Origin of the sequence: Agrococcus sp. SL85 (assembly GCF_026625845.1) — a bacterium.
GTDB lineage: Bacteria > Actinomycetota > Actinomycetes > Actinomycetales > Microbacteriaceae > Agrococcus.
Window position 1 is genome coordinate 512829 of record NZ_CP113066.1, and the last position, 22607, is coordinate 535435.

Genomic DNA, 22607 nt, shown 5'->3' on the forward strand with positions numbered 1-22607 from the left:
CGGCGGAATGCCGGGCAGGCGCGGGTGCGCCTGCCCGGCAGGAGCGACTAGTTGCGGCGGGGCTTCGGCGGACGGACGCCGTTGTGCGCCTGCGGCGTCACGTCGTGGATCGCACCGATCTCGAGGCCGGCGGCCTGGAGCGAGCGGATCGCCGTCTCGCGGCCCGAACCGGCGCCCTTCACGAACACGTCGACCTTCTTCATGCCGTGGTCCTGCGCCTGGCGCGCGGCCGACTCGGCGGCGAGCTGCGCGGCGTAGGGGGTCGACTTGCGCGAGCCCTTCATGCCGATCGCACCGCCCGACGCCTGCGAGATGACGGCGCCGGTGGTGTCGGTGATCGACACGATCGTGTTGTTGAACGTCGACTTGATGTGGGCGTGGCCCGCAGCGATGTTCTTCTTGTCCTTCTTGCGCGGCTTGCGGACCGCGGACTTGGGAGCTGCCATTGTTCTCTACCTCTTCCCGCGGCCTAGCGGCCGGCCTTCTTCTTGCCGGCGACGGTCTGCTTCTTGCCCTTGCGGGTGCGCGCGTTGGTCTTCGTGCGCTGGCCGCGGACGGGGAGGCCGCGGCGGTGGCGGATGCCCTCGTACGAGCCGATCTCGACCTTGCGGCGGATGTCGGCCGCGACCTCGCGGCGGAGGTCGCCCTCCACCTTGAACTCGCCCTCGATGTGGTCGCGGAGCGCGACGAGCTGGTCGTCGGTCAGGTCCTTGACGCGGATGTTGCGGTCGATGCCCGTGGCCTCGAGCGTCGCGACCGAGCGGGTGCGGCCGACGCCGAAGATGTACGTCAGCGCGATCTCCACGCGCTTCTCGCGCGGGATGTCGACACCTGCGATGCGTGCCATCGTGTGTCTCCTTCAGGAGTGTGAGAGGTGTGGAGCAGCGGAGGTGCCTGGGCCTCTCCCCAAGGTGTCGCCCCCGAGGGGGCTCTGACCGCTGCTGGTGGTGTGTTCAGTTGTGCGCGTGGTGCGAGCGACGCGGACGCCGCCCCTCGCGGGGCGGCATCGCGATCAGCCCTGCCGCTGCTTGTGGCGGGGGTTCTCGCAGATGACCATCACGCGACCGTGCCGGCGGATGACCTTGCACTTGTCGCAGATGGGCTTGACGCTGGGGTTGACCTTCATGTTGTTCCTCGCTGGCCTCGTGCTCGCGCGGTCGCGCGGGCCGTTCCTTGCCCAGCAGCCGTCACTTGTAGCGGTAGACGATCCGGCCGCGGCTGAGGTCGTAGGGGCTGAGCTCCACGATCACGCGGTCCTCCGGGAGGATGCGGATGTAGTTCTGCCGCATCTTCCCCGAGATGTGCGCGAGCACCACGTGGCCGTTCGACAGCTCCACGCGGAACATCGCGTTGGGGAGCGCCTCGACCACCGAGCCCTCGATCTCGATGACGCCGTCTTTCTTGGCCATAGCCTCTTCTGCTTGATTGGCGGATGCTGGTCGTGCGAATGGCGTGCGCATACGGGCGCACGACACCAACGGTCAAGACTACGCGGGTCGTGGATGATCGCGCAAGCCGGGCGTGTCGTCGCCCGGGACGGGCGTCGGCGCTGGGGTCGCGGCGGAGGTCCGAAAGGACCTCCGCCCTCAGCTCCACCGCGCAGGCGTGTCGTGCCGCGCTGCGGTGCAGCGCTCGCCGCCCCGCTACTCGGCCGACTGCGCCCCCACCCGGTGCACCACGATCGAGCCCCAGAGCATCGCGCGGTCCCGGCGGGCGCGCTTCGCGGCCTCGTCGTCCATCGTCGTGGCGAAGGAGCGCGCGATGACAGCGCCGCCGGGCACGATCGCGCGCACCGCGGCCTTCCGCAGGTCGCGCACCCAGCGCTCGTCCGCGCCGTCGGAGACGTTCGAGAGCGACACGGCGTCGTAGGCGCCCTCGGGCGCGCGCTCGAGGTGCTCGAGGAGCGGCTCCGCCGACCACCGCACGGCCGCGGGATCGACGGCCGCGAGCTCGTGCCCGGGCAGGTCCTCGCCCGCGAGCAGCCGCCAGGCCCACGGGTTCGTCGCCGGCGGATGCTTGCGGAGCGCGCGCGCCACGCGGCCGCGGACCGCGTCGTCGAAGTGCGCGGGGATCGAGGTCGCGAAGTCCCGCTGCACGAGCGCCGTGATCGCGCCTGCGGGGCCGAGGACCGTGCGCAGGATCGAGGCGAGCGTGCGGTTGTCGAGCCTCGCCTTCCAGTGCTCGGCCGCGCGGATCGGATCCTGCTCGAGGAGGAACTGGTGCACGCGGCGCCGTCCCCACGCGGGGCTGGCGGCGCGGACCATGCCGCGCCCGAGGTCGAGCAGTCGCTCCGCCGCACCAGGCTCGAACGGCCCGCCGGCGACGCGCCGACGCGCGTACTCGAGCTGCTCGAGGTTCGCGCCGATCGCCGTCACCTCGTGCCCGGCCGCGGCGAGCGCCGCGACCACCTCGCCCGCGCCCGCCGAGACGAGCACGCGGCTGCCGGGCGCGAGCGCCTCGAGCTCGACCGCCGCGTCCTCCCAGTCCCAGCCGTGCAGCAGGCGCTGCCGGGGGTTGGCGCTCGCCCGGCCGGTGCTGCGCGCACGCCTCCCGCCGCGCGTCAGCACGGGGGCTCCGGGGCTCGGCGGGCGATCATGCGCCCGATGATGCCCGAGCGAGGTGCCGGGAGGCTGGACGCGCTCAGGCGCGCGCGGCCTCGACCTGCGCCACGAGCAGCGGCTGCAGGGGGTGGCCGGCCTCGATGCCGCTCACCTCGGCGACGAACGCAGCGGGCTCGAGCTCTACGAGCAGCCGCTGCAGCTCGAGCGCCTGCTCGTCGCCCTCGGCGTCGAAGCGCAGCGCCGTGCCGTAGGCGGCGACGAGGCCGTCGGCCGCCTCGCCGCGCTCGAGCAGCTCGGCGGCGGGCTGCACGAAGCGCTCGCGTCGCGAGAGCTTCCGCAGCGGCTGCCTGCCGATGCGCTCGCACGTGTCCGGCAGCGCCGGGTTCTCGAAGCGCGCGATCGCTCGAGCGACGTAGGCGGCGTGCCCCTCGGGGTCGAAGCCGAACTTCGCCACGAGCAGCCCCGCGGTGTCGGCGAGCGCGGCGTCGACGGCCGCGCGCACCTCGGGCACCGCGAGGGCCTCGGCGATCGTGCCGACCCCGCGCATCCAGCCCTGGTAGGCGGTGGTCGCGTGGCCGGTGTTCACCGTGAAGAGCTTGCGCTCGATGAACGGCGCGAGGTCGCGCACGAAGTGCGCGTCGGGGATGACCGGCTCGTCGCCCGCGAAGGGCGTGCGGTCGATCGACCACTCGAAGAAGTCCTCGACGACCACGTCGAGCCCGCTCGGGTCCTGCGGCGGGATGATGCGGTCGACCGCCGTGTTCGCGAACACGGCGCGGTCGGCGAGCGTCGGTGCGCCCTCGAGCACGAGGTCGCGCAGCGTGTCGGTCGCGCCGATCGCGTTCTCGCACGCCATGACCGCGACCGGCGATCCGGAGCGGAGCTCGAGGCCCGCCCGGATCACCGGTGCGATGAACCGCATCGCGTTCGGCCCGACGGCGCACGTGACGACGTCGGCGTCGGCGACGGCCTGCGCGGCCGCCGCCGGGTCGGCGCTCGAGTCGATGCCCGTGAACCCCGTGACCGTGTGCACCCTCGCCTCGGGGCCCACCTCGCGCACCTCGTAGGAGTCGGCCGAGCGCAGCAGCTCGATGAGCTGCGCGTTCACGTCGACGAACGTCACCTCGTAGCCGGCGCGGTGCAGGATGAGGCCGACGAAGCCCCGCCCGATGTTGCCGGCGCCGAAGTGGACGGCCCGCATCAGTCGTTGACGTCCCCGAGGAGGGCGAGGATCGCCTCGGCGTCGGGCGCCGCGACGAGCTTCGCCACCTCGTCCTCGTCGGCGAAGACGATGGCGATCTTCGAGAGGATCTCGAGGTGGCCGCCGTCCTTCCCCGCGATGCCGATCACGAACCGCACCTCGTTGCCGTCCCAGTCGAGGGGCGTCTCGTAGCGGGCCACGGACAGCGCCGAGTCGAGGATCGAATCCTTCGCCTCGTTGGTGCCGTGCGGGATCGCCAGCAGGTTGCCCATGTAGGTCGACACGCTCGCCTCGCGCTCGCGCATCGAGTCGGCGTACTCGGGGGTCACCGCCCCGGCGGCGACGAGGGCATCGGCGGCCTCCTGGATCGCCTCGTCCTTCGTCGTCGCCCGCGGGTCGGTCGTGATCTGCTCGATGGTCAGGACGGGCATCAGGCCTGCGCCTCCTTGCTGGCCGCGACCTGCGCCACGACCTCGTCGTACTTCGGGCTGTTCATGAAGTTCTCGACCGACACGTGGATCGCGTCGGGCGTGCGCTGCTTCGCTCGGTCGGTGAGGTCGCGGTGCGTCACGATGAGGTCGGCCGTCGTCGGCTGGAGGTTGGCGATCGCGATGTTCGTGACCTCGACCCCCTCGATGCCGGCCTTCTTGATCTTGCTGCGCAGCACGCTCGCGCCCATGGCGCTCGAGCCCATGCCCGCGTCGCACGCGAACACGATGCGGTCGATCGGGCCCGCGGCGACCGCGGTGGCCGTCCCTCCGGCGCCGCCCGCCGCGGCCAGGTTCGACAGGTGCGCCGACTCCTTGCCCTTGTTGGCGGTCGTCTGCGCGACGGCCGCACCGAGCGCGTCCTCGCCCGCGGCCTCGCGCTCGAGGTCGCGCCGGCGGCTCGCGCGCAGGATGACCGCGGCGACCGCGAAGGTCACGGCCGCGGCGATGACCACCGAGAGCAGGACGCCGACGAGGTTGCCGCCGCCCACGAGGCCCGCCTGCACGCCCACGGCGATGATGCTGCCGGGGGCCGCGGGGCCCGCGAGGCCCGTGCCGAGCAGCATGTTCGTAGCCACGCCCGAGGCGCCGCCCGCGATGAGCGCGACGATGAGCACGGGCTTCATGAGCGCGTACGGGAAGTACACCTCGTGGATGCCGCCGAGGAAGTGGATGATCGCGGCGCCCGGGGCGGTCGCGCGCGCGGCCCCGACGCCGAAGACCGAGAACGCGAGCAGCAGCCCGAGGCCGGGGCCCGGGTTCGCCTCGAGGAGGAAGAGGATCGACTTGCCGTCGACCGCCACCTCGCTCGTGCCGAGCGGCGTGAGCACGCCGTGGTTGATCGCGTTGTTGAGGAAGAAGACCTTCGCGGGCTCGATGAGGAACGAGGCGAGCCACAGCAGGCCCGTGTCGACGAGCCAGCCGACCGCCCCGCCGACGACCGACATGATCCAGTTGACGACCGGGGCGACGACGTAGAAGCCGAACAGGCCCATGACGAAGGCGACGATACCCGCCGAGAACATGTTGACGAGCATCTCGAAGCCCGCCTTGACCTTGCCGTCCCAGAGCTTGTCGAGCTGCCGCATGACCCAGGCCGCGAGCGGGCCGAGGATCATCGCGCCGATGAACATGTGCACCTCGCCGAGCTCGCCCGCGCCCTCGGCGGGCGGGTTCGCCTCGTTGAAGGCGGCGATGAGCACGTCGGAGCCCGCGATCGCGCCCATGACGGCGAACGAGCCGACGACGGCGCCGCGCGTGCCGTGGACCATGCGACCGCCGGTGCCCGCGATGAGGATCGGCAGCAGGTAGTGGATCGTCGGGCCGACGATCTGCGCGAGGTCGGCGTTGGGCAGCGGGCCCACGTCGATGAACAGGGCCGTGACGATGCCCCACGCGATGAGCGCGGGGATGTTGGGCATGATCATGCCCGAGAGGAAGGTGCCGAACTTCTGGACGGCGACGCGGGCTCCGCTGCCCTGCGCCGGTGCTGTGGTGGTCATGCGGTGCCTCGTTCCTGGGTGGTGAGGGACCCGGCGCTCAGGCGTCGTGATCGGTGGCGAGGAGCTGCTCGAGCTCGTCGAGGATCGCCTCGTCGTCGGAGGCGATGGTCACCTGGTCGCCCTGCGAGACGCCGAGCGAGATGACCGAGAGGATGCTCGCAGCGGGCACCTGCTTGTCGCCCTTGGCGACGGTGACGGGGCTCGCGGCCCGTGCGGCGGCCTGCGCGAAGAGGGCTGCGGGACGGGCATGCAGCCCGTGCGAGGACTGGACGGTGACGGTGCGCTCTGCCATGGTGCTCCTTCGCTCGGAGAGGCCCGACGGGCCCCCGATTCGTGCGTCACGCTACCAAAGCCGAGCCCTGCTCGGAACGGGTCGCGCGTCCGTGTCGGGGGACGGCGCAGCGGTCGCCGACGGCGCGGCCCGTGGCCCGATCCGGCAGCGGACGCTCGGGCGGCGGCCGGCGGCTCAGCGGTCGGCGATGGGCGCGGGCACCACGCCGAACGGCGCGAGCTCCGCGGCGCCGCCGTCGAGCGCCGTGAGCACCCAGATGCCGTCGGAGTGCACCGCCACCGAGTGCTCCCACTGGCAGGCGTCGGCGCCGTCGGCGCTGCGGACGGTCCAGCCGTCCGCGTCGACCGCGGTCTCGATGCCGCGCTCGTGGATGATCGGCTCGATCGCGACGCACAGGCCCGGCTTGACCGCGGGGCCCATGACGCGCGTGCGGTAGTTGAACACCGGCGGATCCTCGTGCATCCGCTTGCCGATGCCGTGGCCGATGTAGTCCTCGGAGATGCCGTAGTCGGAGTGCGCCTCGACGTGGTCCTCGATCGCGGCGCCGACCTCGCCCAGCTGGCGGGCGCCGGCGAGCGCGGCGATGCCCGCCCACAGCGCGCCGCGCGTGACCGCGCTCAGGCGCTCGCGCGACTCGGCGAGCGCGCCCGTCGCCGGAGCGCCGTCCTCGGCGGGCACGACGACCGAGATCGCGGCGTCGCCGTTCGCGCCGCCGAGCATCGCGCCGCAGTCGATCGTGACGAGGTCGCCCGTGCGCAGCGGCGTCGCATCGGGGATGCCGTGGACGACGACGTCGTTGACGTTCGCGCAGATCGTGTGCTCGTAGCCGGGCTCGAGCTGGAAGTTGGGCACCGCGCCGTGCTCGCGGATGACCGCCTCGGCGATCGCGTCGAGCCCGAGCGTCGTCGCGCCCGGTCGGATCGCGGCCCGCACGGCCTCGAGCGCGAGCGCCGTGATGCGCCCGGGCTCCCGCATCGCCGCGAGCTCGCGGCGCGACTTGTAGGGGCCGCGGCCGCGCATCAGGCCGTGACGCCGCGCGCCGACAGGCCCGCGAGGATGCGCTCCGTGACCTCGTCGACCGAGCCGATGCCGTCGACCTCGACCACGAGGCCGCGCTCGGCGAAGGTCGCGACGAGCGGCGCGGTCTCGCGCTCGTAGACCTCGAGGCGGTGGCGGATGACCTCCTCGGTGTCGTCGCTGCGGCCCTGCTCGGCCGCGCGGGCCGACAGGCGCCGCACGACCTCGTCGGTGTCGGCGACGAGCCGGACGACCGCGTGGAGCTCCTCGCCGCGGCGCGCGTTCACGCCGTCGAGGTACGCGACCTGGCCCGCGGTGCGCGGGTAGCCGTCGAGCAGGTAGCCGGCCTCCGCGTCCGCCTGCGCGAGGCGGTCGTCGACGAGCTCGTTCGTGAGCTCGTCCGGCACGTACTCCCCCGCGTCGAGGATCGCCGTGACGCGCTGGCCGAGCTCCGTCTGCTCCTTGATGTTCTGGCGGAAGATGTCGCCGGTCGAGACGGCGGGGACGCCGAGCGCCTCCGCGATGCGAGCGGCCTGCGTGCCCTTGCCCGCACCGGGCGGGCCGACGATGAGGAGGTTCGGCATCTAGCGGATGAGCCCTTCGTAGTGGCGCTGCTGCAGCTGCGCGTCGATCTGCCGCACGGTCTCGAGGCCGACGCCGACGATGATGAGGATCGAGGCGCCGCCGAACGGGAAGTTCTGGTTCGCACCGACCGTCGACAGCGCGAGCAGCGGGATGAGCGCGACGATGCCGAGGTAGATGGAGCCGGGGAACGTGATGCGCGTGAGCACGTAGTCGAGGTACTCGGCCGTCGGGCGCCCCGCGCGGATGCCGGGGATGAAGCCGCCGTACTTCTTCATGTTGTCGGCGACGTCCTCCGGGTTGAAGGTGATCGCGACGTAGAAGTACGTGAAGCCGACGATGAGCAGGAAGAAGACCGCCATGTAGAGCGGGTGGTCGCCCGTGGTGAAGTTCGCCTGCACCCACAGCACCCAGTCGGCGGGCGGCGAGCCGTCGGAGGGCATGTTGAACTGCGCGACGAGCGCGGGGAGGTACAGCAGCGACGAGGCGAAGATGACGGGCACGACGCCGGCCATGTTGACCTTGATCGGGATGTACGTCGACTGCCCGCCGTACATGCGGCGGCCCACCATGCGCTTGGCGTACTGCACCGGGATGCGGCGCTGCGACTGCTCGACGAAGACGACGAGGCCCATGATCAGGACGCCCACGAGCAGCACCATGATGAAGGTGTTCGGGCCCTGCGTCTCGAAGATGACGCCGAGCGCGCCCGGGAAGGTCGCGGCGATCGACGTGAAGATCAGGAGCGACATGCCGTTGCCGACGCCGCGCTCGGTGATGAGCTCGCCGAGCCACATGATGAGGCCCGTGCCGGCGGTCATCGTGATGACCATGAGCAGGATCGCCCACCAGGCGTCGTCGGTGAGCAGGTTCTGGCACTGCGGGAGCGCGGGGCCGCCCGTGGCCGAGAACAGCGCGCCCGAGCGGGCGACCGTGATGAGCGTGGTCGACTGCAGCACGCCGAGCGCGATCGTGAGGTAGCGCGTGTACTGCGTGAGCTTCGCCTGCCCCGACTGGCCCTCCTTGTAGAGCGCCTCGAAGTGGGGGATGACGACGCGGAGCAGCTGCACGATGATCGACGCGGTGATGTAGGGCATGATGCCCAGCGCGAAGATGCTCAGCTGCAGCAGGGCGCCGCCGGAGAAGAGGTTGACGAGCTGGTAGAGGCCCGTCGTGGTCTGGTTGGCCGCGATGCACGCCTGCACGTTGCCGTAGTCGACGAACGGCGCAGGGATGAACGACCCGAGCCGGAACACCGCCACGATGGCGAGCGTGAAGAGGATCTTCCGACGCAGGTCGCGCGTCTTGAAGATGCGTGCGATGGCACTGAACACGTGCAGCCTTCCGAGAATGGCAGTAGGGGCGGCCCGCGCACGGACCGCCCCTCAGCCTACTTACTTGACCGAGCCGCCTGCGGCCACGATCTTCTGCTCCGCGGCAGCCGACACCTTGTCGACGGCGACCGTGAGCTTCACGGTGAGCTCGCCGCCGGCGAGCACCTTGACGAGCTCGTTCTTGCGGACGGCGCCCTTCGCGACCAGATCGGCCACGGTGACCTCGCCGCCAGCGGGGTAGAGCTCCTGGAGCGCGCCCACGTTGACGACCTGGTACTCGGTGCGGAACGGGTTCTTGAAGCCGCGCAGCTTGGGAGCGCGCATGACGCTGTTCAGCTGGCCGCCCTCGAACCCGGGCTTCACGGAGTAGCGGGCCTTCGTGCCCTTGGTGCCTCGACCGGCCGTCTTGCCCTTCGACGCCTCACCGCGACCGACGCGCGTGCGCGCGGTCTTCGCGCCCGGGGCGGGACGCAGGTGGTGCACCTTGAGCGACGGCAGCTCGGCCGACTCGTTCTTGTCAGTCATTCTCGATCTCCTCGACCTTCACGAGGTGGCGGACCGTGTTCACGTAGCCGCGGTTCTGCTGCGTGTCCTCGCGCACGACCGACTGGCCGATGCGCTTGAGGCCGAGCGAACGGAGCGTCTCGCGCTGGTACTGCTTCTCGCTGATCGTCGACTTCGTCTGCGTGATCTTCAGCTTGCTCACTTGGCCGCCGCCTTCGCGATCTCAGCCTCGTGCTTGGCGAACTCCGCCTCGGCGCGGAGCAGGCGCTCCGGCACGACGCGGTCCACGTCGAGGCCGCGACGGGCGGCGACGGCGCGGGGCTCCTCGAGCTGGCGCAGCGCCTCCACCGTCGCGTGGACGATGTTGATGGAGTTCGACGAGCCGAGCGACTTGCTCAGCACGTCGTGGATGCCGGCGCACTCGAGGACGGCACGCACCGGGCCGCCCGCGATGACGCCGGTACCGGCGGCAGCGGGACGGAGCAGCACGACGCCTGCGGCGGCCTCGCCCTGCACCGGGTGCGGGATCGTCTTGGCGATGCGGGGGACGCGGAAGAAGTTCTTCTTCGCCTCCTCGACGCCCTTCGAGATGGCCGTCGGGACCTCGCGCGCCTTGCCGTAGCCGACGCCGACCATGCCGTCGCCGTCGCCCACGACGACGAGCGCCGTGAAGCTGAAGCGGCGGCCGCCCTTGACGACCTTCGAGACGCGGTTGATCGTCACGACGCGCTCGAGGAACTGGTTCTCGGTGCGGTCGTCACGACGGCCGCGCTCGTTGCGCGTGCCGCGGTCGCGGCTGCCGCGACGCTGCTCGCGCGGCTCGTCGCGGTGGTCGGCCTGCTGGCCGGCCCCGGCCGGAGCCGCCGCCTGCGTGGTGTCGGTCACCTGCGTGTCCTTGTTCTCTTCGCTCACAGTCCCAGACCTGCCTCTCGTGCGCCGTCCGCGATCGCGGCGACGCGACCGGCGTAGCGGTTGCCGCCGCGGTCGAACACGACCGTCTCGACGCCCGCGGCCTTGGCGCGCTCGGCGACGAGCTCGCCGACGCGCTTGGCCTTGGCCGACTTGTCGCCGTCGAACGCGCGGAGGTCCGCCTCCATGGTCGAGGCCGACGCGAGGGTGTGGCCCTGCGCGTCGTCGACGATCTGCACGAACACGTGGCGCGCCGAGCGGGTGACCACCAGGCGGGGCACCGACGCGCTGCCGACGATCTTCTTGCGGAGGCGTGCGTGGCGACGGCCGCGGGCAGCCGACTTGCTCTTGCCTCGGGTTCCGATGCCCATCACTTACCAGCCTTTCCAGCCTTGCGGCGGATCTGCTCGCCCGCGTAGCGGACGCCCTTGCCCTTGTAGGGCTCGGGCTTGCGCAGCTTGCGGAGGTTCGCAGCCACCTCGCCGACGGCCTGCTTCGAGATGCCGGTGACGGTGACCTTATTGTTGCCCTCGACCGTGAAGCTGATGCCCGCGGGCGGCTCGACGGCGATCGGGTGCGAGTAGCCGAGCGCGAACTCGATGCCCGTGCCCTTGGCGGCGACGCGGTAGCCCGTGCCGACGACCTCGAGCTGCTTCGAGTAGCCCTCGGTGACGCCGACGATGTCGTTGGCGATGAGGGTGCGCGTCAGGCCGTGCAGCGAGCGCGACTCGCGCTCGTCGTCGGGACGCGAGACCTGCACCTGGCCGTCGGCGACCTCGACCTGGATCGGCTTCGCGATCCGGACCTGCAGCTCGCCCTTCGGGCCCTTGACGGTCACGACGTCGTCGTTGACCGAGATGTCGACACCGCTGGGGATGTCGATGGGGAGTCGTCCGATTCGAGACATCTTCAGATCACCACACGTAGGCGAGGACTTCCCCGCCGACGCCCTTCTGCTCGGCCTCACGGTCCGTGAGGAGGCCCGAGCTCGTGGACAGGATCGCGACGCCGAGGCCGCCGTGGACCTGGGGGATCTCGGTCGACTTCGCGTACACGCGGAGGCCGGGCTTCGAGACGCGCTTGATGCCGGAGATCGAGCGCTCGCGGTTGGGGCCGTACTTGAGGGCGAGGGTGAGCGTCTTGCCGACGCGCGCGTCCTCCACCTTCCACGCCGTGATGAAGCCCTCGCGCTCGAGGATCTCGGCGATGTTGGCCTTCAGGTTCGACGACGGCAGCTGGACCTCGTCGTGCAGCGCCGTGTTGGCGTTGCGCAGACGGGTCAGCATGTCGGCGACCGGGTCGGTCATCGTCATGATGGGTTCTCCGTTCTGGTTTCGCCGCCCGTTCCGCGGACGGCGACCTGGAATGTCAGCTCGGTGCCGGCGGCACCGATGGGGGTCAGGACTGGAAGGGGAAGCCGAGCGCCTTGAGCAGCGCGCGACCCTCGTCGTCCGTCTTCGCGGTCGTGACGACCGTGATGTCGAAGCCGCGGACGCGGTCGATCTTGTCCTGGTCGATCTCGTGGAACACCGACTGCTCCGTGAGGCCGAACGTGTAGTTGCCGTTGCCGTCGAACTGCTTCGGGCTCAGGCCGCGGAAGTCGCGGATGCGGGGCAGCGCGAGCGTCAGCAGGCGGTCGAGGAACTCCCACATGCGGTCGCCGCGCAGCGTCACGTGGGCGCCGATCGGCATGCCCTCGCGCAGCTTGAACTGGGCGATCGACTTGCGGGCCAGCGTGACCATCGGCTTCTGGCCGGTGATCTGCGTGAGGTCCTTGATGGCGCCCTCGATGACCTTCGAGTCGCGCGCGGCCTCGCCGACGCCGGTGTTGACGACGATCTTGACCAGGCCCGGCACCTGCATGACGTTCTCGAACGCGAACTCCTCGCGGAGCTGCGCCACGATCGTCTCGCGGTACTGCTGCTTCAGCCGGGGCAGGCGCACAGCGGTGTCAGTCATTGCTCTTGATCTCCTTGCCCGACTTCGTCGCGACGCGGACCTTCGTCGTGGTCGAGACGCCGTTCTTCTCGGTCGTCGTGACCTCGCGGCGGACGCGCGTGGGCTTCTTGCTCTCGGGGTCGACGAGCGCGACGTTCGAGATGTGGATCGAGGCCTCGTGGGTCTCGATGCCGCCCGTGCGGGTGCCGCGGCTCGTCTGGCCGACCTTGATGTGCTTCGTGACGAGGTTCACGCCCTCGACGATGACGCGGTCGCGGTCCGTGAGGACCTCGAGCACGCGGCCCGTCTTGCCGCGGTCGCCGCCGCGCGACTGGCGCGCGCCTGCGATGACGACGACGAGGTCGCCCTTCTTGATGCTGGCCATGGGTCAGATCACCTCCGGTGCGAGCGACACGATCTTCATGAACCGCTTGTCGCGGAGCTCGCGGCCGACCGGGCCGAAGATGCGCGTGCCGCGGGGGTCGCCGTCGTTCTTCAGGATGACGGCGGCGTTCTCGTCGAACTTGATGTACGAGCCGTCGGGACGACGGGTCGACTTCACGGTGCGGACGATGACGGCCTTGACCACATCGCCCTTCTTGACGGCGCCGCCGGGGATGGCGTCCTTGACCGTGGCCACGATGGTGTCGCCGAGGCCGGCGTAACGACGGCCGGAGCCGCCGAGCACGCGGATGGTCAGGAGCTGCTTGGCGCCGGTGTTGTCGGCGACCTTGACGCGGGATTCCTGCTGGATCATCTTGGATCTCCTTCGAGGCCGAGGCCTACTTGGCCTTCTCGAGGATCTCGACGAGGCGCCAGCGCTTGGTGGCGCTCGTCGGGCGCGTCTCGGCGATCAGCACGCGGTCGCCGATGCCGGCTGCGTTCTGCTCGTCGTGCGCCTTGACCTTCGACGACTGGCGGATGACCTTGCCGTAGAGGGGGTGCTTGACGCGGTCCTCGACCTCGACGACGACGGTCTTGTCCATCTTGTCGGAGACGACGTAGCCGATGCGGGACTTGCGGTACCCGCGCTGCACGGCGTCCGTGTTCTGCTCGGTGGCCATCAGTTCTCCTCGGCCTTCTCGGCCTCGTCGGCCTTCTTGGACTTCTTCTTGGCCGCGGGCTTCTCGACGGGCGCCGGCGAGGCGCTGATGCCGAGCTCGCGCTCGCGGATCACGGTGTAGAGGCGCGCGATGTCGCGCTTCACGGCGCGCAGGCGGCCGTGCGACTCCAGCTGACCGGTGGCCGACTGGAAGCGCAGGTTGAACAGCTCCTCCTTGGCCCGCTTCAGCTCGACGACGAGACGCTCGTCGTCCATGGTGGCGAGCTCACCGGGCAGGAGCTCCTTGGAACCGATCGCCATTATGCGTCAGCCTCCTCGCGCTTGATGATGCGTGCCTTGAGCGGCAGCTTGTGGATGGCGCGCTGCATGGCCTCGCGCGCGAGCTCCTCGTTCACGCCGGCGACCTCGAAGAGGACGCGACCCGGCTTGACGTTGGCGACCCACCACTCGGGCGAGCCCTTGCCGGAGCCCATGCGGGTCTCAGCGGGCTTCTTGGTGAGCGGACGGTCGGGGTAGATGTTGATCCACACCTTGCCGCCACGCTTGATGTGGCGGGTCATGGCGATACGAGCGGCCTCGATCTGGCGGTTCGTGACGTACGCAGGCGTGAGCGCCTGGATGCCGAACTCGCCGAAGTTGACCTTCGTGCCGCCAGTGGCCTGGCCGCTGCGCTTCGGGTGGTGCTGCTTGCGGTGCTTGACTCGACGGGGGATGAGCATTACGCCTTGCCTCCTGCTGCGGCCGCGTCGTCGCGACGGGGACCCCGACGCTCGCGCTGCGGCTTCTGGTTCGCCTGCTCGCGGGCAAGCTCGCGGTTGGTGAGCTCGCCGTTGTAGATCCAGACCTTCACGCCGATGCGGCCGAACGTCGTCTTGGCCTCGTAGAAGCCGTAGTCGATGTTCGAGCGGAGCGTGTGCAGGGGCACGCGGCCCTCGCGGTAGGACTCGCTGCGGCTCATCTCGGCGCCGCCGAGACGGCCCGAGACCTGGATCTTCACGCCCTTGGCGCCGGCGCGCTGCGCCGACTGGAGGCCCTTGCGCATGGCACGGCGGAACGCCACGCGAGCGCTGAGCTGCTCCGCGATGCCCTGGGCGACGAGCTGGGCCGAGCCCTCGGGGTTCTTGACCTCGAGGATGTTCAGCTGGATCTGCTTGCCCGTGAGCTTCTCGAGGTCGCCGCGGATGCGCTCGGCCTCGGCGCCGCGGCGGCCGATCACGATGCCCGGACGGGCGGTGTGGATGTCGACGCGGACGCGGTCGCGGGTGCGCTCGATCTCGATGCGGGCGACGCCGGCGCGGTCGAGGCTCGTCGTGAGCATCCGGCGGATGCGGACGTCCTCGGCGACGTAGTCGGCGTAGCGCTGCCCGGGCTTGGTCGACTCGGCGAACCAGCGCGACACGTGGTCGGTGGTGATGCCGAGGCGGAAGCCGTACGGGTTGACCTTCTGTCCCATTACTTCTCGTCCTCCGTGGTCGGCGTCGCGAGCACGACGGTGATGTGGCTGGTCCGCTTGTTGATGCGGAACGCACGACCCTGCGCGCGCGGCTGGAACCGCTTGAGCGTGGTGCCCTCGTCGACGAAGATGCGCGACACGTAGAGGTCGCTGTCGTCGAGGAACTCGTTCGTCGCGTCGGCCTTGACCCGGGCGTTCGCCATCGCCGAGGCGACGAGCTTGTAGACCGGCTCCGAGGCGCCCTGCGGGGCGAACTTGAGGATCGCGAGGGCCTCCTCGGCCTGCTTGCCGCGGATCATGTCGACGACGCGGCGGGCCTTCTGAGGGGTCACGCGGATGTGACGAACGCGAGCGATCGACTCAACCATTGCCTTCTCCTTCTTCCGTCACCGCGCTTAGCGGCGACGGCCCTTCTTGTCGTCCTTCACGTGACCGCGGAAGGTGCGGGTGGGCGCGAACTCGCCCAGCTTGTGGCCGACCATCGTCTCGGTGACGAAGACCGGGATGTGCTTGCGGCCGTCGTGCACGGCGATCGTGTGGCCGAGCATGGCCGGGACGATCATCGAGCGGCGCGACCACGTCTTGATGACGTTCTTGCTGCCGGCCTCGTTCTGGCGAACCACCTTGGTGAGGAGGTGGTCGTCGACGAACGGACCCTTCTTGAGGCTGCGGGGCATCGGACTCTCCTACTAGCGCTTCTTCTTGCCGGTCGGGCGGCGGCGGACGATGAGCTTGTCGCTCGGCTTGTTCGGCCGGCGGGTGCGGCCCTCGGCCTGGCCCCAGGGGGAGACGGGGTGGCGGCCACCGCTCGTCTTGCCCTCGCCACCACCGTGCGGGTGGTCGACCGGGTTCATCGCGACACCGCGGACCGTCGGGCGGACGCCCAGCCAGCGCTTGCGGCCGGCCTTGCCCCAGTTGATGTTCGACTGCTCGGCGTTGCCGACCTCGCCGACCGTCGCGCGGCAGCGCGCGTCGACGTTGCGGATCTCGCCCGACGGCAGGCGGAGCTGCGCGTAGGGGCCGTCCTTCGCGACGAGGCGCACCGAGGCGCCCGCCGAGCGGGCCAGCTTCGCGCCACCGCCCGGGCGGAGCTCGATCGCGTGCACGACCGTACCCGTCGGGATGTTGCGGAGCGGGAGGTTGTTGCCCGGCTTGATGTCGGCGCCGGCGCCCGACTCCACCACGTCGCCCTGCTTGAGCTTGTTGGGCGCGATGATGTAGCGCTTCGTGCCGTCCTCGAAGTGCAGGAGCGCGATGCGCGCCGTGCGGTTCGGGTCGTACTCGATGTGGGCGACGCGAGCGTTCACGCCGTCCTTGTCGTTGCGCTTGAAGTCGATGACGCGGTACTGGCGCTTGTGACCGCCACCGATGTGGCGGGTCGTGATGCGACCGGTGTTGTTGCGGCCACCCGTCTTGGGGAGCGGGCGGAGCAGCGACTTCTCGGGCGTCGAGCGCGTGATCTCAGCGAAGTCGGCGACCGACGAGCCACGACGACCGGGGGTCGTCGGCTTGTACTTGCGAATAGCCATGATGCGTTTCCTTCAGTCCTCAGCCGACAGCCGTGAAGATGTCGATCGAGCCCGACTTCAGCTTCACGATCGCGCGCTTGGTGTCCTTGCGCTTGCCGATGCCGAAGCGAGTGCGACGGGTCTTGCCGTTGCGGTTGAGCGTGTTGACGCGAGCCACCTTGACGCCGAAGATCTTCTCGATCGCGAGCTTGATCTCGGTCTTCGAGGCGCGCGTGTCGACCTCGAACGTGTAGCTGCCCATGTCGATGAGCGCGTAGCTCTTCTCCGACACGATCGGGCGGATGATGATGTCGCGAGGGTCCTTGTTGATGCCGCTCATCACTGGTCCTTGTCTGCCTTGGTGCCGGTCTTCGCGGCGACGAACGCCTCGTAGGCGGCCTTCGAGAACACGATGTCGTCGCTCACGAGCACGTCGTAGGCGTTGAGCTGGTCCCACGTGATGACGTGGACCTGCGGGAGGTTGCGCACCGAGAGGAACGCGGTCTCCTCGACGCGGTCGAGGACCACGAGGACGTTCTTCGCGATGCCGAGCGTGCCGAGCAGCTCGACGGCGGTGCGCGTCTTGGGCGTCTCGCCCGAGACGAGCGACTCGACGACGTGCAGGCGGCCGCCGCGGGCGCGGTCGGACAGCGAGCCGAGGAGCGCCGCAGCGATCATCTTCTTGGGGGTGCGCTGCGAGTAGTCGCGCGGCACGGGCCCGTGGACGATGCCACCGCCGGTGTGCTCGGGGGCGCGGATCGAGCCCTGGCGGCTGCGACCGGTGCCCTTCTGCTTGAAGGGCTTGCGGCCCGAGCCGGAGACCTCGCCGCGACCCTTGGTCTTGTGCGTGCCCTGGCGCGCCGCGGCGAGCTGGGCGACGACGACCTGGTGGATCAGCGGCACGTTGGTCTGGACGTCGAAGAGGCTGGCGGGCAGCTCGACCGAGCCGGCCTGCTTGCCGTCGGCGTCGTGGATGGCGACCTGGGTGGTCATGCTCAGGCTCCCTTCACAGCGGTGCGGACGAACACGAGTCGGCCGCGGGCACCGGGGACGGCGCCCTTGACGAGGATGAGGCCCTGCTCGACGTCGACCGAGTGGACCGTGAGGTTGAGCACCGAAACGCGCGCGCCACCCATGCGGCCGGCCATGCGCATGCCGCGGAAGACGCGGCTGGGCGTGGCCGAGGCGCCGATGGAGCCCGGCTTGCGGTGGTTGCGGTGCGCACCGTGCGACGCGGAGACGCCCGCGAAGTTGTGGCGCTTCATGACACCGGCGAAGCCCTTGCCCTTGGAGGTGCCGACGACGTCGACCTTCTGACCCGGGGCGAACAGGTCGACCGCGAGCTCCTGGCCGAGCTCGTACTCGGCGGCGTTGGCGGTGCGGACCTCGGTGAGGTGGCGGCGGGGCGTGACGCCGGCGGCGTCGAAGTGGCCCGCGGCGGGCTTGTTGACCTTGCGCGGGTCGATCTGGCCGGCGGCGATCTGGATGGCTGCGTAGCCGTCCTTCTCAGCGGTGCGGATCTGCGTGACCACGTTCGGCGTGATCTCGAGCACCGTGACGGGGACGAGCTTGTTCTGCTCGTCCCAGACCTGGGTCATCCCGAGCTTCGTGCCGAGCAGGCCGCGAGTCGTCGTGATCTTCGACATGGCGTTCCTTAGAGCTTGATCTCGATGTTGACGTCAGCGGGCAGGTCGAGGCGCATGAGCGAGTCGACGGCCTTGGGCGTCGGGTCGATGATGTCGATGAGTCGCTTGTGCGTGCGCTTCTCGAAGTGCTCGCGGCTGTCCTTGTACTTGTGAGGGGAACGGATCACCACGACCACGTTCTTCTCGGTCGGCAGCGGCACCGGGCCCACCACCGTCGCGCCCGCACGGGTCACGGTGTCGACGATCTTGCGCGCCGACGAGTCGATGACCTCGTGGTCGTACGACTTCAGTCGGATGCGGATCTTCTGTCCCGCCATGGCTGACTCCATCTCCTGTCGACGCAGCCGGGGGTCCGGCTGCTCGCAACGCACTCTCGAGTGCACCGCTGTTCTTCTGTCAATGCCCCGGAGGGCGCGCACCTCGGCAGGGCGCGGACGTGCCGCGCTCGGCTTCGGTGAAGTTCGTGTCAAGCTGCCCGCGGCCCAGGACCGTGATCGTCCTGTGCACTGCCAGAGCAGTGAGCGGCGCGCAGGGCGCCGCGTTTGCAACCTGACGATTCTCGCACGCGTCCGCATGCCCGTGCAACCCGGGCGTGTCGCGCCGGCTGCCCAGTGCTGGCGCGGCGATCGGGATGCCGACGGCGGCTCGGGAGCGATGCCGCGCCCTGGGTATCGTCGCACGCATGAGCCTCCCCCTCGACCCCAGCTGGCCGCGCGCCGGCGCCTGGCCCGCGCTCGACGAGGTCGAGGGCGACCTCGACGCCGTGCTGCTCGGCATCGGCACCCACGCGACCTCGATCAGCGCCACCGCCGCGCACACGACGCCGCCCGCCGTCCGCGAGGCGCTGCGGCGCTCCTCCCCTTCGCCGCGGGCGCGCGCGGGCTCGACGGGCTGCTGGTCGCCGACGCGGGCGACGCCGCCGACCCGGACGGCGACGAGGAGGGCGCCGCCGCGCTCGTCGCCCGCGCCGCCGGGCGCGCGCGGCTCGTGCTCGCGATCGGGGGCGACAACGCGTGCACGGTGCCCGCGGCGCTCGGCGCCTGGGGCGACGCGATCGGCACCGCGGGGCTCATCACGATCGACGCGCACCACGACCTGCGCGACGGCCGCAGCAACGGCTCGCCCGTGCGGCGGCTGCTCGAGGCGGGCCTCGACGGCACACGCGTGGTGCAGATCGGCATCCAGGACTTCGCGAACTCGCGCGCCTATGCCGAGCGCGCCGCCGAGGCCGGGATCACGGTGATCCCGCGCGACGCGTGCGAGGAGGCCCCGATGGCGGCGATCGCCGAGCGCGCGATCGCCATCGCCGGCGCGGCGGGCGGGCCGATCCACGTCGACGTCGACGTCGACGCGTGCGACCGCGCGGCGGCGCCCGGCTGCCCCGCCTCGGTGCCGGGCGGCCTGAGCGCCTGGCAGGCTGCGCGCGCTCGTGCGCGCCCTCGCGGCGGCGCCCGGCGTCCGCTCGCTCGACCTCGCCGAGGTCGACGCCTCGGCCGACGCGCCGGACGGCCGCACCGTGCGCCTCGCGGCGCTGTGCGTGCTCGAGGCCCTCGCGGGCCTCGCCTCGCGCAGCGCCTGAGCGCGGCTCAGAGCCCGCGCATCGTGAACGAGGCGGCGAGCAGTCGCCGCGCCGGCGGCGCCGCGAGCGCCCGCACGACCGCGATGCGCGCCGCGAACCGGGCCTCGCTCGCCGGGGCGCCCATCGCCATGTTCCAGGAGGCGCGGCGCATCGCCCTGCGGGCGCTCGCGCGGCGCGCCCGCGCATAGGCGGCGAGGGGCGCCGTGCGCCCGGTCGCGAGCACCTCGGCGATCGCGGCCTCGAGCGCGAGCGCGTCGAGCCAGCCGAGGCTCATGCCCTGGCCGCCGATGGGGCTCACCTCGTGCGCAGCGTCGCCCATGAGCGCGACGCGGCCGCAGGCGAAGCGGTCGGCGAGCCGCTGCCGGGCGACGAACGCGCTCACGGGCGCGTCGTCGGCGAGCGGCGGCGCCGCGCCCAGCCGCGCCGCGATCGTCGCCCGGAGCGCCTGCGCGTCCATCCCCGCCCCCGGGCCCTCGAGCCGCGCGACCCACCGGCGCGCGCCGCCGGGCAGCGGGAACGACTCGACGATGCCCTCGGGGTGGAGGTGCAGCATCGCGGCGTCGGCGCGCCCCGTCGCGTCCGGCCCGTCGGCCATCGCGTGGTGCGCCTCGCCGGGCACCGCGGTGCTGCCGATGCCGAGCATCCCCCGCATCGGCCCGTGCACCCCGTCGGCCGCGACGACGCAGCGGGCCTCGACCGCGGCGCCCTCTGCGACCGCGAGCGCAACGGCGCCACCCGCCTCGGACGCGCCGACCACCTCCGCGCCGAGGCGGAGCGCATCGGGCGCGAGCGCGGCGAGCCGCTCGCGCAGCATCGCCTCGGTGCGGTGCTGCGGGAGGGCGCGGATGGGGCTGCGGTCGAAGCGCACGGTGCCGAGGTCGATGCCGGGCGCGAGCGCGAGGCCCTCGCGGATCGCGATCGACTCGTCGCGCACCCGGCCGCCCACGCCGGCGCGGTCGAGCGCGCGCAGGCCCGGCGGGTGGATGCCGATCGCGCGCGAGCCGCCCGCGGGCGCGGCGCGGCGCTCGAGCACCACGACGTCGAGCGCGCGCTGCGCGAGCAGGCAGCCGAGCAGGAGCCCGGCGGAGCCGCCGCCGACGATCGCGACGTCGTGCCCGCTCATGGCGCGTGCACGAGCTCGAGGCGCGAGGGCGCGGCGCGCCGCACGCGCCAGCCGGCGGGGGCGGCCGCGGCGAGCTCGGCCGCCGTCCAGCTGCGGCGGATCGAGGCGAGGCCGTCGGCGCGGATGAAGGAGCCGCGCAGCAGCGTCGGCTCGAGCGGGAGGGTCGCGAGCGCGAAGCCGAGGTAGCCGAGCCGGGAGCGCTCGATGTCGCGGTGGACGGCCGCGCCGCCGGGCAGCAGGAGCCGCTCGCTCTCGGCGAGGAGCGCACCGAGCTCCCGCGCCGCGAGGTGGTGCAGCACGTGGTTCGAGACGACGAGGTCGAACCGCTCCCCCGCCGCGACGAGGTCGCCCGATCGCGCCTCGCGCAGCGTCACGCCGGGCACGGGATCGAGCGCCCTCGCCCAGGCGATCGCCCGCGGCTCCGGATCGATCGCGACGACCTCGATCGCGATGCCGTCGCGCGCCGCGGCGCGGGCGAGCCGGCGGGGCAGGTCGGCCCCGCCCGTGCCGACGTCGAGCACCCGCACGGGCCGGCGCGCCCGCACCCGCGGCAGCACCCAGCGGCGGTAGAGGTCGCCGGGCGCCGAGACCGCGGCGTTGACGAGCCCGAAGCGGGCGTAGGTGCGCGCGAGCGCCTCGGGGTCGCAGGCGGGGTCGTCCATGCGCTCGCGCAGCCGCGCGTCGCGCTCGCCGAGCCACGCCGTCACCGCTCAGCCCCGCACGGTCAGCAGACCGGACTCGACGGTGAGGCCCGGGCCGAAGGCCATCGCGGCCACCCGGTCGCCATCGGCGGCGCCCGGGTCCCGCAGGATGCGGTCGAGCACGAAGAGCACGGTCGCGCTCGACATGTTGCCGAAGTCGCGGAGCGTCGCGCGCGCGGGCACGAGCTGCGCCTCCGTGAGCCGCAGCGTCGCCTCGACCTTGTCGAGGATGCTGCGTCCGCCGGGGTGGATCGCCCAGTGCGCGATCGCCTCGCCCGCGCGCTCCTCCTCGAGCGCCGCCGCGAGGGGAGCCTCCGCGGCGAGCAGCGGCGCGATGGCGCCCGTGACGTGCTCGCCGATGAGCGAGGGCACCGCGTTCGAGAGCACCATCTCGAAGCCGTGGTCGCCGATCCGCCACGCCATCGCACCCTCGCCCGTCGGGGTGGTGCGCGTCGCGAAGCCGTCGAGCTGCAGCGCGCGCTCGCCCGCCGCGGGCTCGCGGGAGGTCACGATCGCGGCGCCCGCGCCGTCGCCGAAGAGCGAGGTGGCGACGATGGTGTCGGGGTCGTTCGAGGTGCGCAGGTGCAGGGTGCAGAGCTCGACGCTCACGACGAGCACCACGGCCTCGGGGTCCGCCTGGCAGAGCTGCGCCGCGAGCCGCAGCGCCGGCATCGACGCGTAGCAGCCCATGAAGCCCAGGTGGTAGCGCTGCACGCCCGGCCGCAGCCCCAGGTCGCGCGCGAGCACGAAGTCGGGCCCGGGCGCGTAGAAGCCCGTGCAGGAGACGGTGATGACGTGGGTGACGTCCTCGCGCTCCACCGAGCCCGCGGCGGCGATCGCGGCGCCGCCAGCCTCGACGTAGAGGCGGCTCGCGTGCTCCGCGTAGCGGTCGTTGCGCAGGCGCGTGCCGGGATCGAGCAGCAGCCCGCTCCCGCGGTCGAAGAACGCGGGCTCGTCCACCGGCTCGCTGCGCAGGTCGAGCTCGTCGAGCACCGTGTAGCGGCGCTCGATGCCCGATGCGCCGAACGAGGTGCCCACGATCCGCTGCGACAGCCGCGAGAGGCCGGGCTGCGCGCCGAAGACCTCCGCGACCTCGCCCTGGAGCAGCTCGGTCGGCGGCACCGCCGTGGACAGGCCCTGCAGCGTCACCGTCATGGAGCGACCGTAGAGGGGGACACTGCGCGTCAGCCTTGCGCCGGCTGGACG

The 22607-nt window shown here is 71.7% G+C and carries 36 protein-coding genes and 1 pseudogene; 2 read left to right on the forward strand and 35 right to left on the reverse strand.

Annotation, left to right across the window (positions count from 1 at the left end):
* Positions 1-47 precede the first annotated feature (47 nt).
* From rpsK to rpsJ, 32 genes are all read right to left on the reverse strand, one after another.
* Positions 48-446: a 30S ribosomal protein S11 gene (gene rpsK, locus OVA14_RS02440; protein WP_188715784.1), complete on the reverse strand. Its 399-nt coding sequence runs from the start codon at positions 444-446 to the stop codon at positions 48-50.
* 23 nt (positions 447-469) lie between these two features.
* On the reverse strand, positions 470-847 hold the full coding sequence (rpsM, locus tag OVA14_RS02445) for a 30S ribosomal protein S13 (RefSeq protein ID WP_267504725.1): 378 nt from the start codon (positions 845-847) through the stop codon (positions 470-472).
* 165 nt (positions 848-1012) lie between these two features.
* Positions 1013-1126 (reverse strand): 50S ribosomal protein L36, encoded by a 114-nt coding sequence (gene rpmJ / locus OVA14_RS02450; RefSeq protein ID WP_004008316.1) that lies wholly within the window; start codon positions 1124-1126, stop codon positions 1013-1015.
* Positions 1127-1187: 61 nt separating this feature from the next.
* Positions 1188-1409 (reverse strand): translation initiation factor IF-1, encoded by a 222-nt coding sequence (gene infA, locus OVA14_RS02455; protein ID WP_188715780.1) that lies wholly within the window; start codon positions 1407-1409, stop codon positions 1188-1190.
* Positions 1410-1643: 234 nt separating this feature from the next.
* Positions 1644-2567 carry a hypothetical protein gene (locus OVA14_RS02460; protein ID WP_267504726.1) on the reverse strand — a complete coding sequence of 308 codons (924 nt, stop codon included), beginning with the start codon at positions 2565-2567 and terminating at the stop codon, positions 1644-1646.
* A 73-nt stretch (positions 2568-2640) separates the two neighbouring features.
* A complete protein-coding gene (locus OVA14_RS02465) occupies positions 2641-3762 on the reverse strand; it encodes a mannitol-1-phosphate 5-dehydrogenase (RefSeq protein WP_267504727.1) in 1122 nt (373 codons plus the stop codon).
* Positions 3762-4193, reverse strand: a complete 432-nt coding sequence (locus tag OVA14_RS02470) for a PTS sugar transporter subunit IIA (RefSeq protein ID WP_267504728.1) — start codon at positions 4191-4193, stop codon at positions 3762-3764. Before OVA14_RS02470 ends, OVA14_RS02465 begins: the two co-directional genes overlap by 1 nt.
* Positions 4193-5752: a PTS mannitol transporter subunit IICB gene (locus OVA14_RS02475; RefSeq protein WP_267504729.1), complete on the reverse strand. Its 1560-nt coding sequence runs from the start codon at positions 5750-5752 to the stop codon at positions 4193-4195. The genes OVA14_RS02470 and OVA14_RS02475 overlap by 1 nt, the downstream gene beginning before the upstream one ends.
* A gap of 37 nt (positions 5753-5789) precedes the next feature.
* Positions 5790-6044 (reverse strand): HPr family phosphocarrier protein, encoded by a 255-nt coding sequence (locus OVA14_RS02480; protein WP_267504730.1) that lies wholly within the window; start codon positions 6042-6044, stop codon positions 5790-5792.
* A 174-nt stretch (positions 6045-6218) separates the two neighbouring features.
* The gene (gene map / locus OVA14_RS02485) at positions 6219-7064 is read right to left on the reverse strand and encodes a type I methionyl aminopeptidase (RefSeq protein ID WP_267504731.1); all 846 of its coding nucleotides are present in this window, start codon (positions 7062-7064) and stop codon (positions 6219-6221) included.
* Positions 7064-7645, reverse strand: coding sequence for an adenylate kinase (locus OVA14_RS02490; protein ID WP_267504732.1), 582 nt, complete (start codon positions 7643-7645; stop codon positions 7064-7066). Before OVA14_RS02490 ends, map begins: the two co-directional genes overlap by 1 nt.
* Positions 7646-8977: a preprotein translocase subunit SecY gene (secY, locus tag OVA14_RS02495; protein ID WP_267504733.1), complete on the reverse strand. Its 1332-nt coding sequence runs from the start codon at positions 8975-8977 to the stop codon at positions 7646-7648.
* A 60-nt stretch (positions 8978-9037) separates the two neighbouring features.
* The gene (rplO, locus tag OVA14_RS02500; RefSeq protein ID WP_267504734.1) at positions 9038-9502 is read right to left on the reverse strand and encodes a 50S ribosomal protein L15; all 465 of its coding nucleotides are present in this window, start codon (positions 9500-9502) and stop codon (positions 9038-9040) included.
* Complete coding sequence (gene rpmD, locus OVA14_RS02505; protein WP_267504735.1) at positions 9495-9683, reverse strand: 50S ribosomal protein L30; 189 nt, start codon at positions 9681-9683, stop codon at positions 9495-9497. The genes rplO and rpmD overlap by 8 nt, the downstream gene beginning before the upstream one ends.
* Positions 9680-10366: a 30S ribosomal protein S5 gene (gene rpsE, locus OVA14_RS02510; protein WP_267504736.1), complete on the reverse strand. Its 687-nt coding sequence runs from the start codon at positions 10364-10366 to the stop codon at positions 9680-9682. The genes rpmD and rpsE overlap by 4 nt, the downstream gene beginning before the upstream one ends.
* A gap of 23 nt (positions 10367-10389) precedes the next feature.
* Positions 10390-10761 carry a 50S ribosomal protein L18 gene (gene rplR / locus OVA14_RS02515; protein WP_267504737.1) on the reverse strand — a complete coding sequence of 124 codons (372 nt, stop codon included), beginning with the start codon at positions 10759-10761 and terminating at the stop codon, positions 10390-10392.
* The gene (rplF, locus tag OVA14_RS02520; protein ID WP_267504738.1) at positions 10761-11297 is read right to left on the reverse strand and encodes a 50S ribosomal protein L6; all 537 of its coding nucleotides are present in this window, start codon (positions 11295-11297) and stop codon (positions 10761-10763) included. Before rplF ends, rplR begins: the two co-directional genes overlap by 1 nt.
* Before the next feature lie 7 nt (positions 11298-11304).
* On the reverse strand, positions 11305-11703 hold the full coding sequence (gene rpsH, locus OVA14_RS02525; RefSeq protein WP_267504739.1) for a 30S ribosomal protein S8: 399 nt from the start codon (positions 11701-11703) through the stop codon (positions 11305-11307).
* A gap of 85 nt (positions 11704-11788) precedes the next feature.
* Entirely contained in the window at positions 11789-12349 is a 561-nt protein-coding gene (gene rplE / locus OVA14_RS02530; RefSeq protein WP_324288032.1) for a 50S ribosomal protein L5, read from the reverse strand.
* Positions 12342-12713 (reverse strand): 50S ribosomal protein L24, encoded by a 372-nt coding sequence (gene rplX / locus OVA14_RS02535; RefSeq protein ID WP_267504740.1) that lies wholly within the window; start codon positions 12711-12713, stop codon positions 12342-12344. Before rplX ends, rplE begins: the two co-directional genes overlap by 8 nt.
* A gap of 3 nt (positions 12714-12716) precedes the next feature.
* Complete coding sequence (rplN, locus tag OVA14_RS02540; protein ID WP_123697054.1) at positions 12717-13085, reverse strand: 50S ribosomal protein L14; 369 nt, start codon at positions 13083-13085, stop codon at positions 12717-12719.
* Between the two features lie 25 nt (positions 13086-13110).
* Positions 13111-13392 carry a 30S ribosomal protein S17 gene (gene rpsQ, locus OVA14_RS02545; RefSeq protein ID WP_267504741.1) on the reverse strand — a complete coding sequence of 94 codons (282 nt, stop codon included), beginning with the start codon at positions 13390-13392 and terminating at the stop codon, positions 13111-13113.
* Positions 13392-13691, reverse strand: a complete 300-nt coding sequence (gene rpmC / locus OVA14_RS02550; protein WP_267504742.1) for a 50S ribosomal protein L29 — start codon at positions 13689-13691, stop codon at positions 13392-13394. The genes rpsQ and rpmC overlap by 1 nt, the downstream gene beginning before the upstream one ends.
* Positions 13691-14110, reverse strand: coding sequence for a 50S ribosomal protein L16 (rplP, locus tag OVA14_RS02555; protein WP_267504743.1), 420 nt, complete (start codon positions 14108-14110; stop codon positions 13691-13693). The genes rpmC and rplP overlap by 1 nt, the downstream gene beginning before the upstream one ends.
* A complete protein-coding gene (gene rpsC, locus OVA14_RS02560) occupies positions 14110-14844 on the reverse strand; it encodes a 30S ribosomal protein S3 (protein ID WP_267504744.1) in 735 nt (244 codons plus the stop codon). The genes rplP and rpsC overlap by 1 nt, the downstream gene beginning before the upstream one ends.
* Entirely contained in the window at positions 14844-15212 is a 369-nt protein-coding gene (gene rplV / locus OVA14_RS02565) for a 50S ribosomal protein L22 (RefSeq protein WP_267504745.1), read from the reverse strand. The genes rpsC and rplV overlap by 1 nt, the downstream gene beginning before the upstream one ends.
* Positions 15213-15239: 27 nt before the next feature.
* Positions 15240-15521, reverse strand: coding sequence for a 30S ribosomal protein S19 (gene rpsS, locus OVA14_RS02570; protein ID WP_021010891.1), 282 nt, complete (start codon positions 15519-15521; stop codon positions 15240-15242).
* A 12-nt stretch (positions 15522-15533) separates the two neighbouring features.
* Entirely contained in the window at positions 15534-16373 is an 840-nt protein-coding gene (gene rplB / locus OVA14_RS02575; protein WP_267504746.1) for a 50S ribosomal protein L2, read from the reverse strand.
* A gap of 19 nt (positions 16374-16392) precedes the next feature.
* Positions 16393-16692, reverse strand: coding sequence for a 50S ribosomal protein L23 (gene rplW, locus OVA14_RS02580; RefSeq protein WP_267504747.1), 300 nt, complete (start codon positions 16690-16692; stop codon positions 16393-16395).
* Complete coding sequence (rplD, locus tag OVA14_RS02585; RefSeq protein WP_267504748.1) at positions 16692-17345, reverse strand: 50S ribosomal protein L4; 654 nt, start codon at positions 17343-17345, stop codon at positions 16692-16694. The genes rplW and rplD overlap by 1 nt, the downstream gene beginning before the upstream one ends.
* Positions 17346-17347: 2 nt before the next feature.
* Entirely contained in the window at positions 17348-17998 is a 651-nt protein-coding gene (gene rplC / locus OVA14_RS02590; protein ID WP_267504749.1) for a 50S ribosomal protein L3, read from the reverse strand.
* A gap of 8 nt (positions 17999-18006) precedes the next feature.
* Positions 18007-18315 (reverse strand): 30S ribosomal protein S10, encoded by a 309-nt coding sequence (rpsJ, locus tag OVA14_RS02595; RefSeq protein WP_021010896.1) that lies wholly within the window; start codon positions 18313-18315, stop codon positions 18007-18009.
* A 337-nt stretch (positions 18316-18652) separates the two neighbouring features.
* Here rpsJ and OVA14_RS02600 point away from each other — a divergent pair.
* Together OVA14_RS02600 and OVA14_RS02605 are read left to right on the forward strand one after the other, a co-directional pair.
* A pseudogene (locus tag OVA14_RS02600) lies at positions 18653-19363 on the forward strand (arginase family protein); the annotation flags it as partial.
* A 64-nt stretch (positions 19364-19427) separates the two neighbouring features.
* Entirely contained in the window at positions 19428-19577 is a 150-nt protein-coding gene (locus tag OVA14_RS02605) for a hypothetical protein (protein WP_267505610.1), read from the forward strand.
* 7 nt (positions 19578-19584) lie between these two features.
* Here the strand turns inward: OVA14_RS02605 and OVA14_RS02610 are convergent, their stop codons facing one another.
* The 3 genes from OVA14_RS02610 to OVA14_RS02620 are packed head-to-tail and all read right to left on the reverse strand — an operon-like array spanning position 19585 to position 22556.
* Positions 19585-20700, reverse strand: a complete 1116-nt coding sequence (locus tag OVA14_RS02610) for an FAD-dependent oxidoreductase (protein ID WP_267504750.1) — start codon at positions 20698-20700, stop codon at positions 19585-19587.
* The gene (locus OVA14_RS02615) at positions 20697-21407 is read right to left on the reverse strand and encodes a methyltransferase domain-containing protein (protein WP_267504751.1); all 711 of its coding nucleotides are present in this window, start codon (positions 21405-21407) and stop codon (positions 20697-20699) included. Before OVA14_RS02615 ends, OVA14_RS02610 begins: the two co-directional genes overlap by 4 nt.
* Positions 21408-21410: 3 nt before the next feature.
* Positions 21411-22556 (reverse strand): type III polyketide synthase, encoded by a 1146-nt coding sequence (locus OVA14_RS02620; RefSeq protein ID WP_267504752.1) that lies wholly within the window; start codon positions 22554-22556, stop codon positions 21411-21413.
* Positions 22557-22607: the final 51 nt, after the last annotated feature.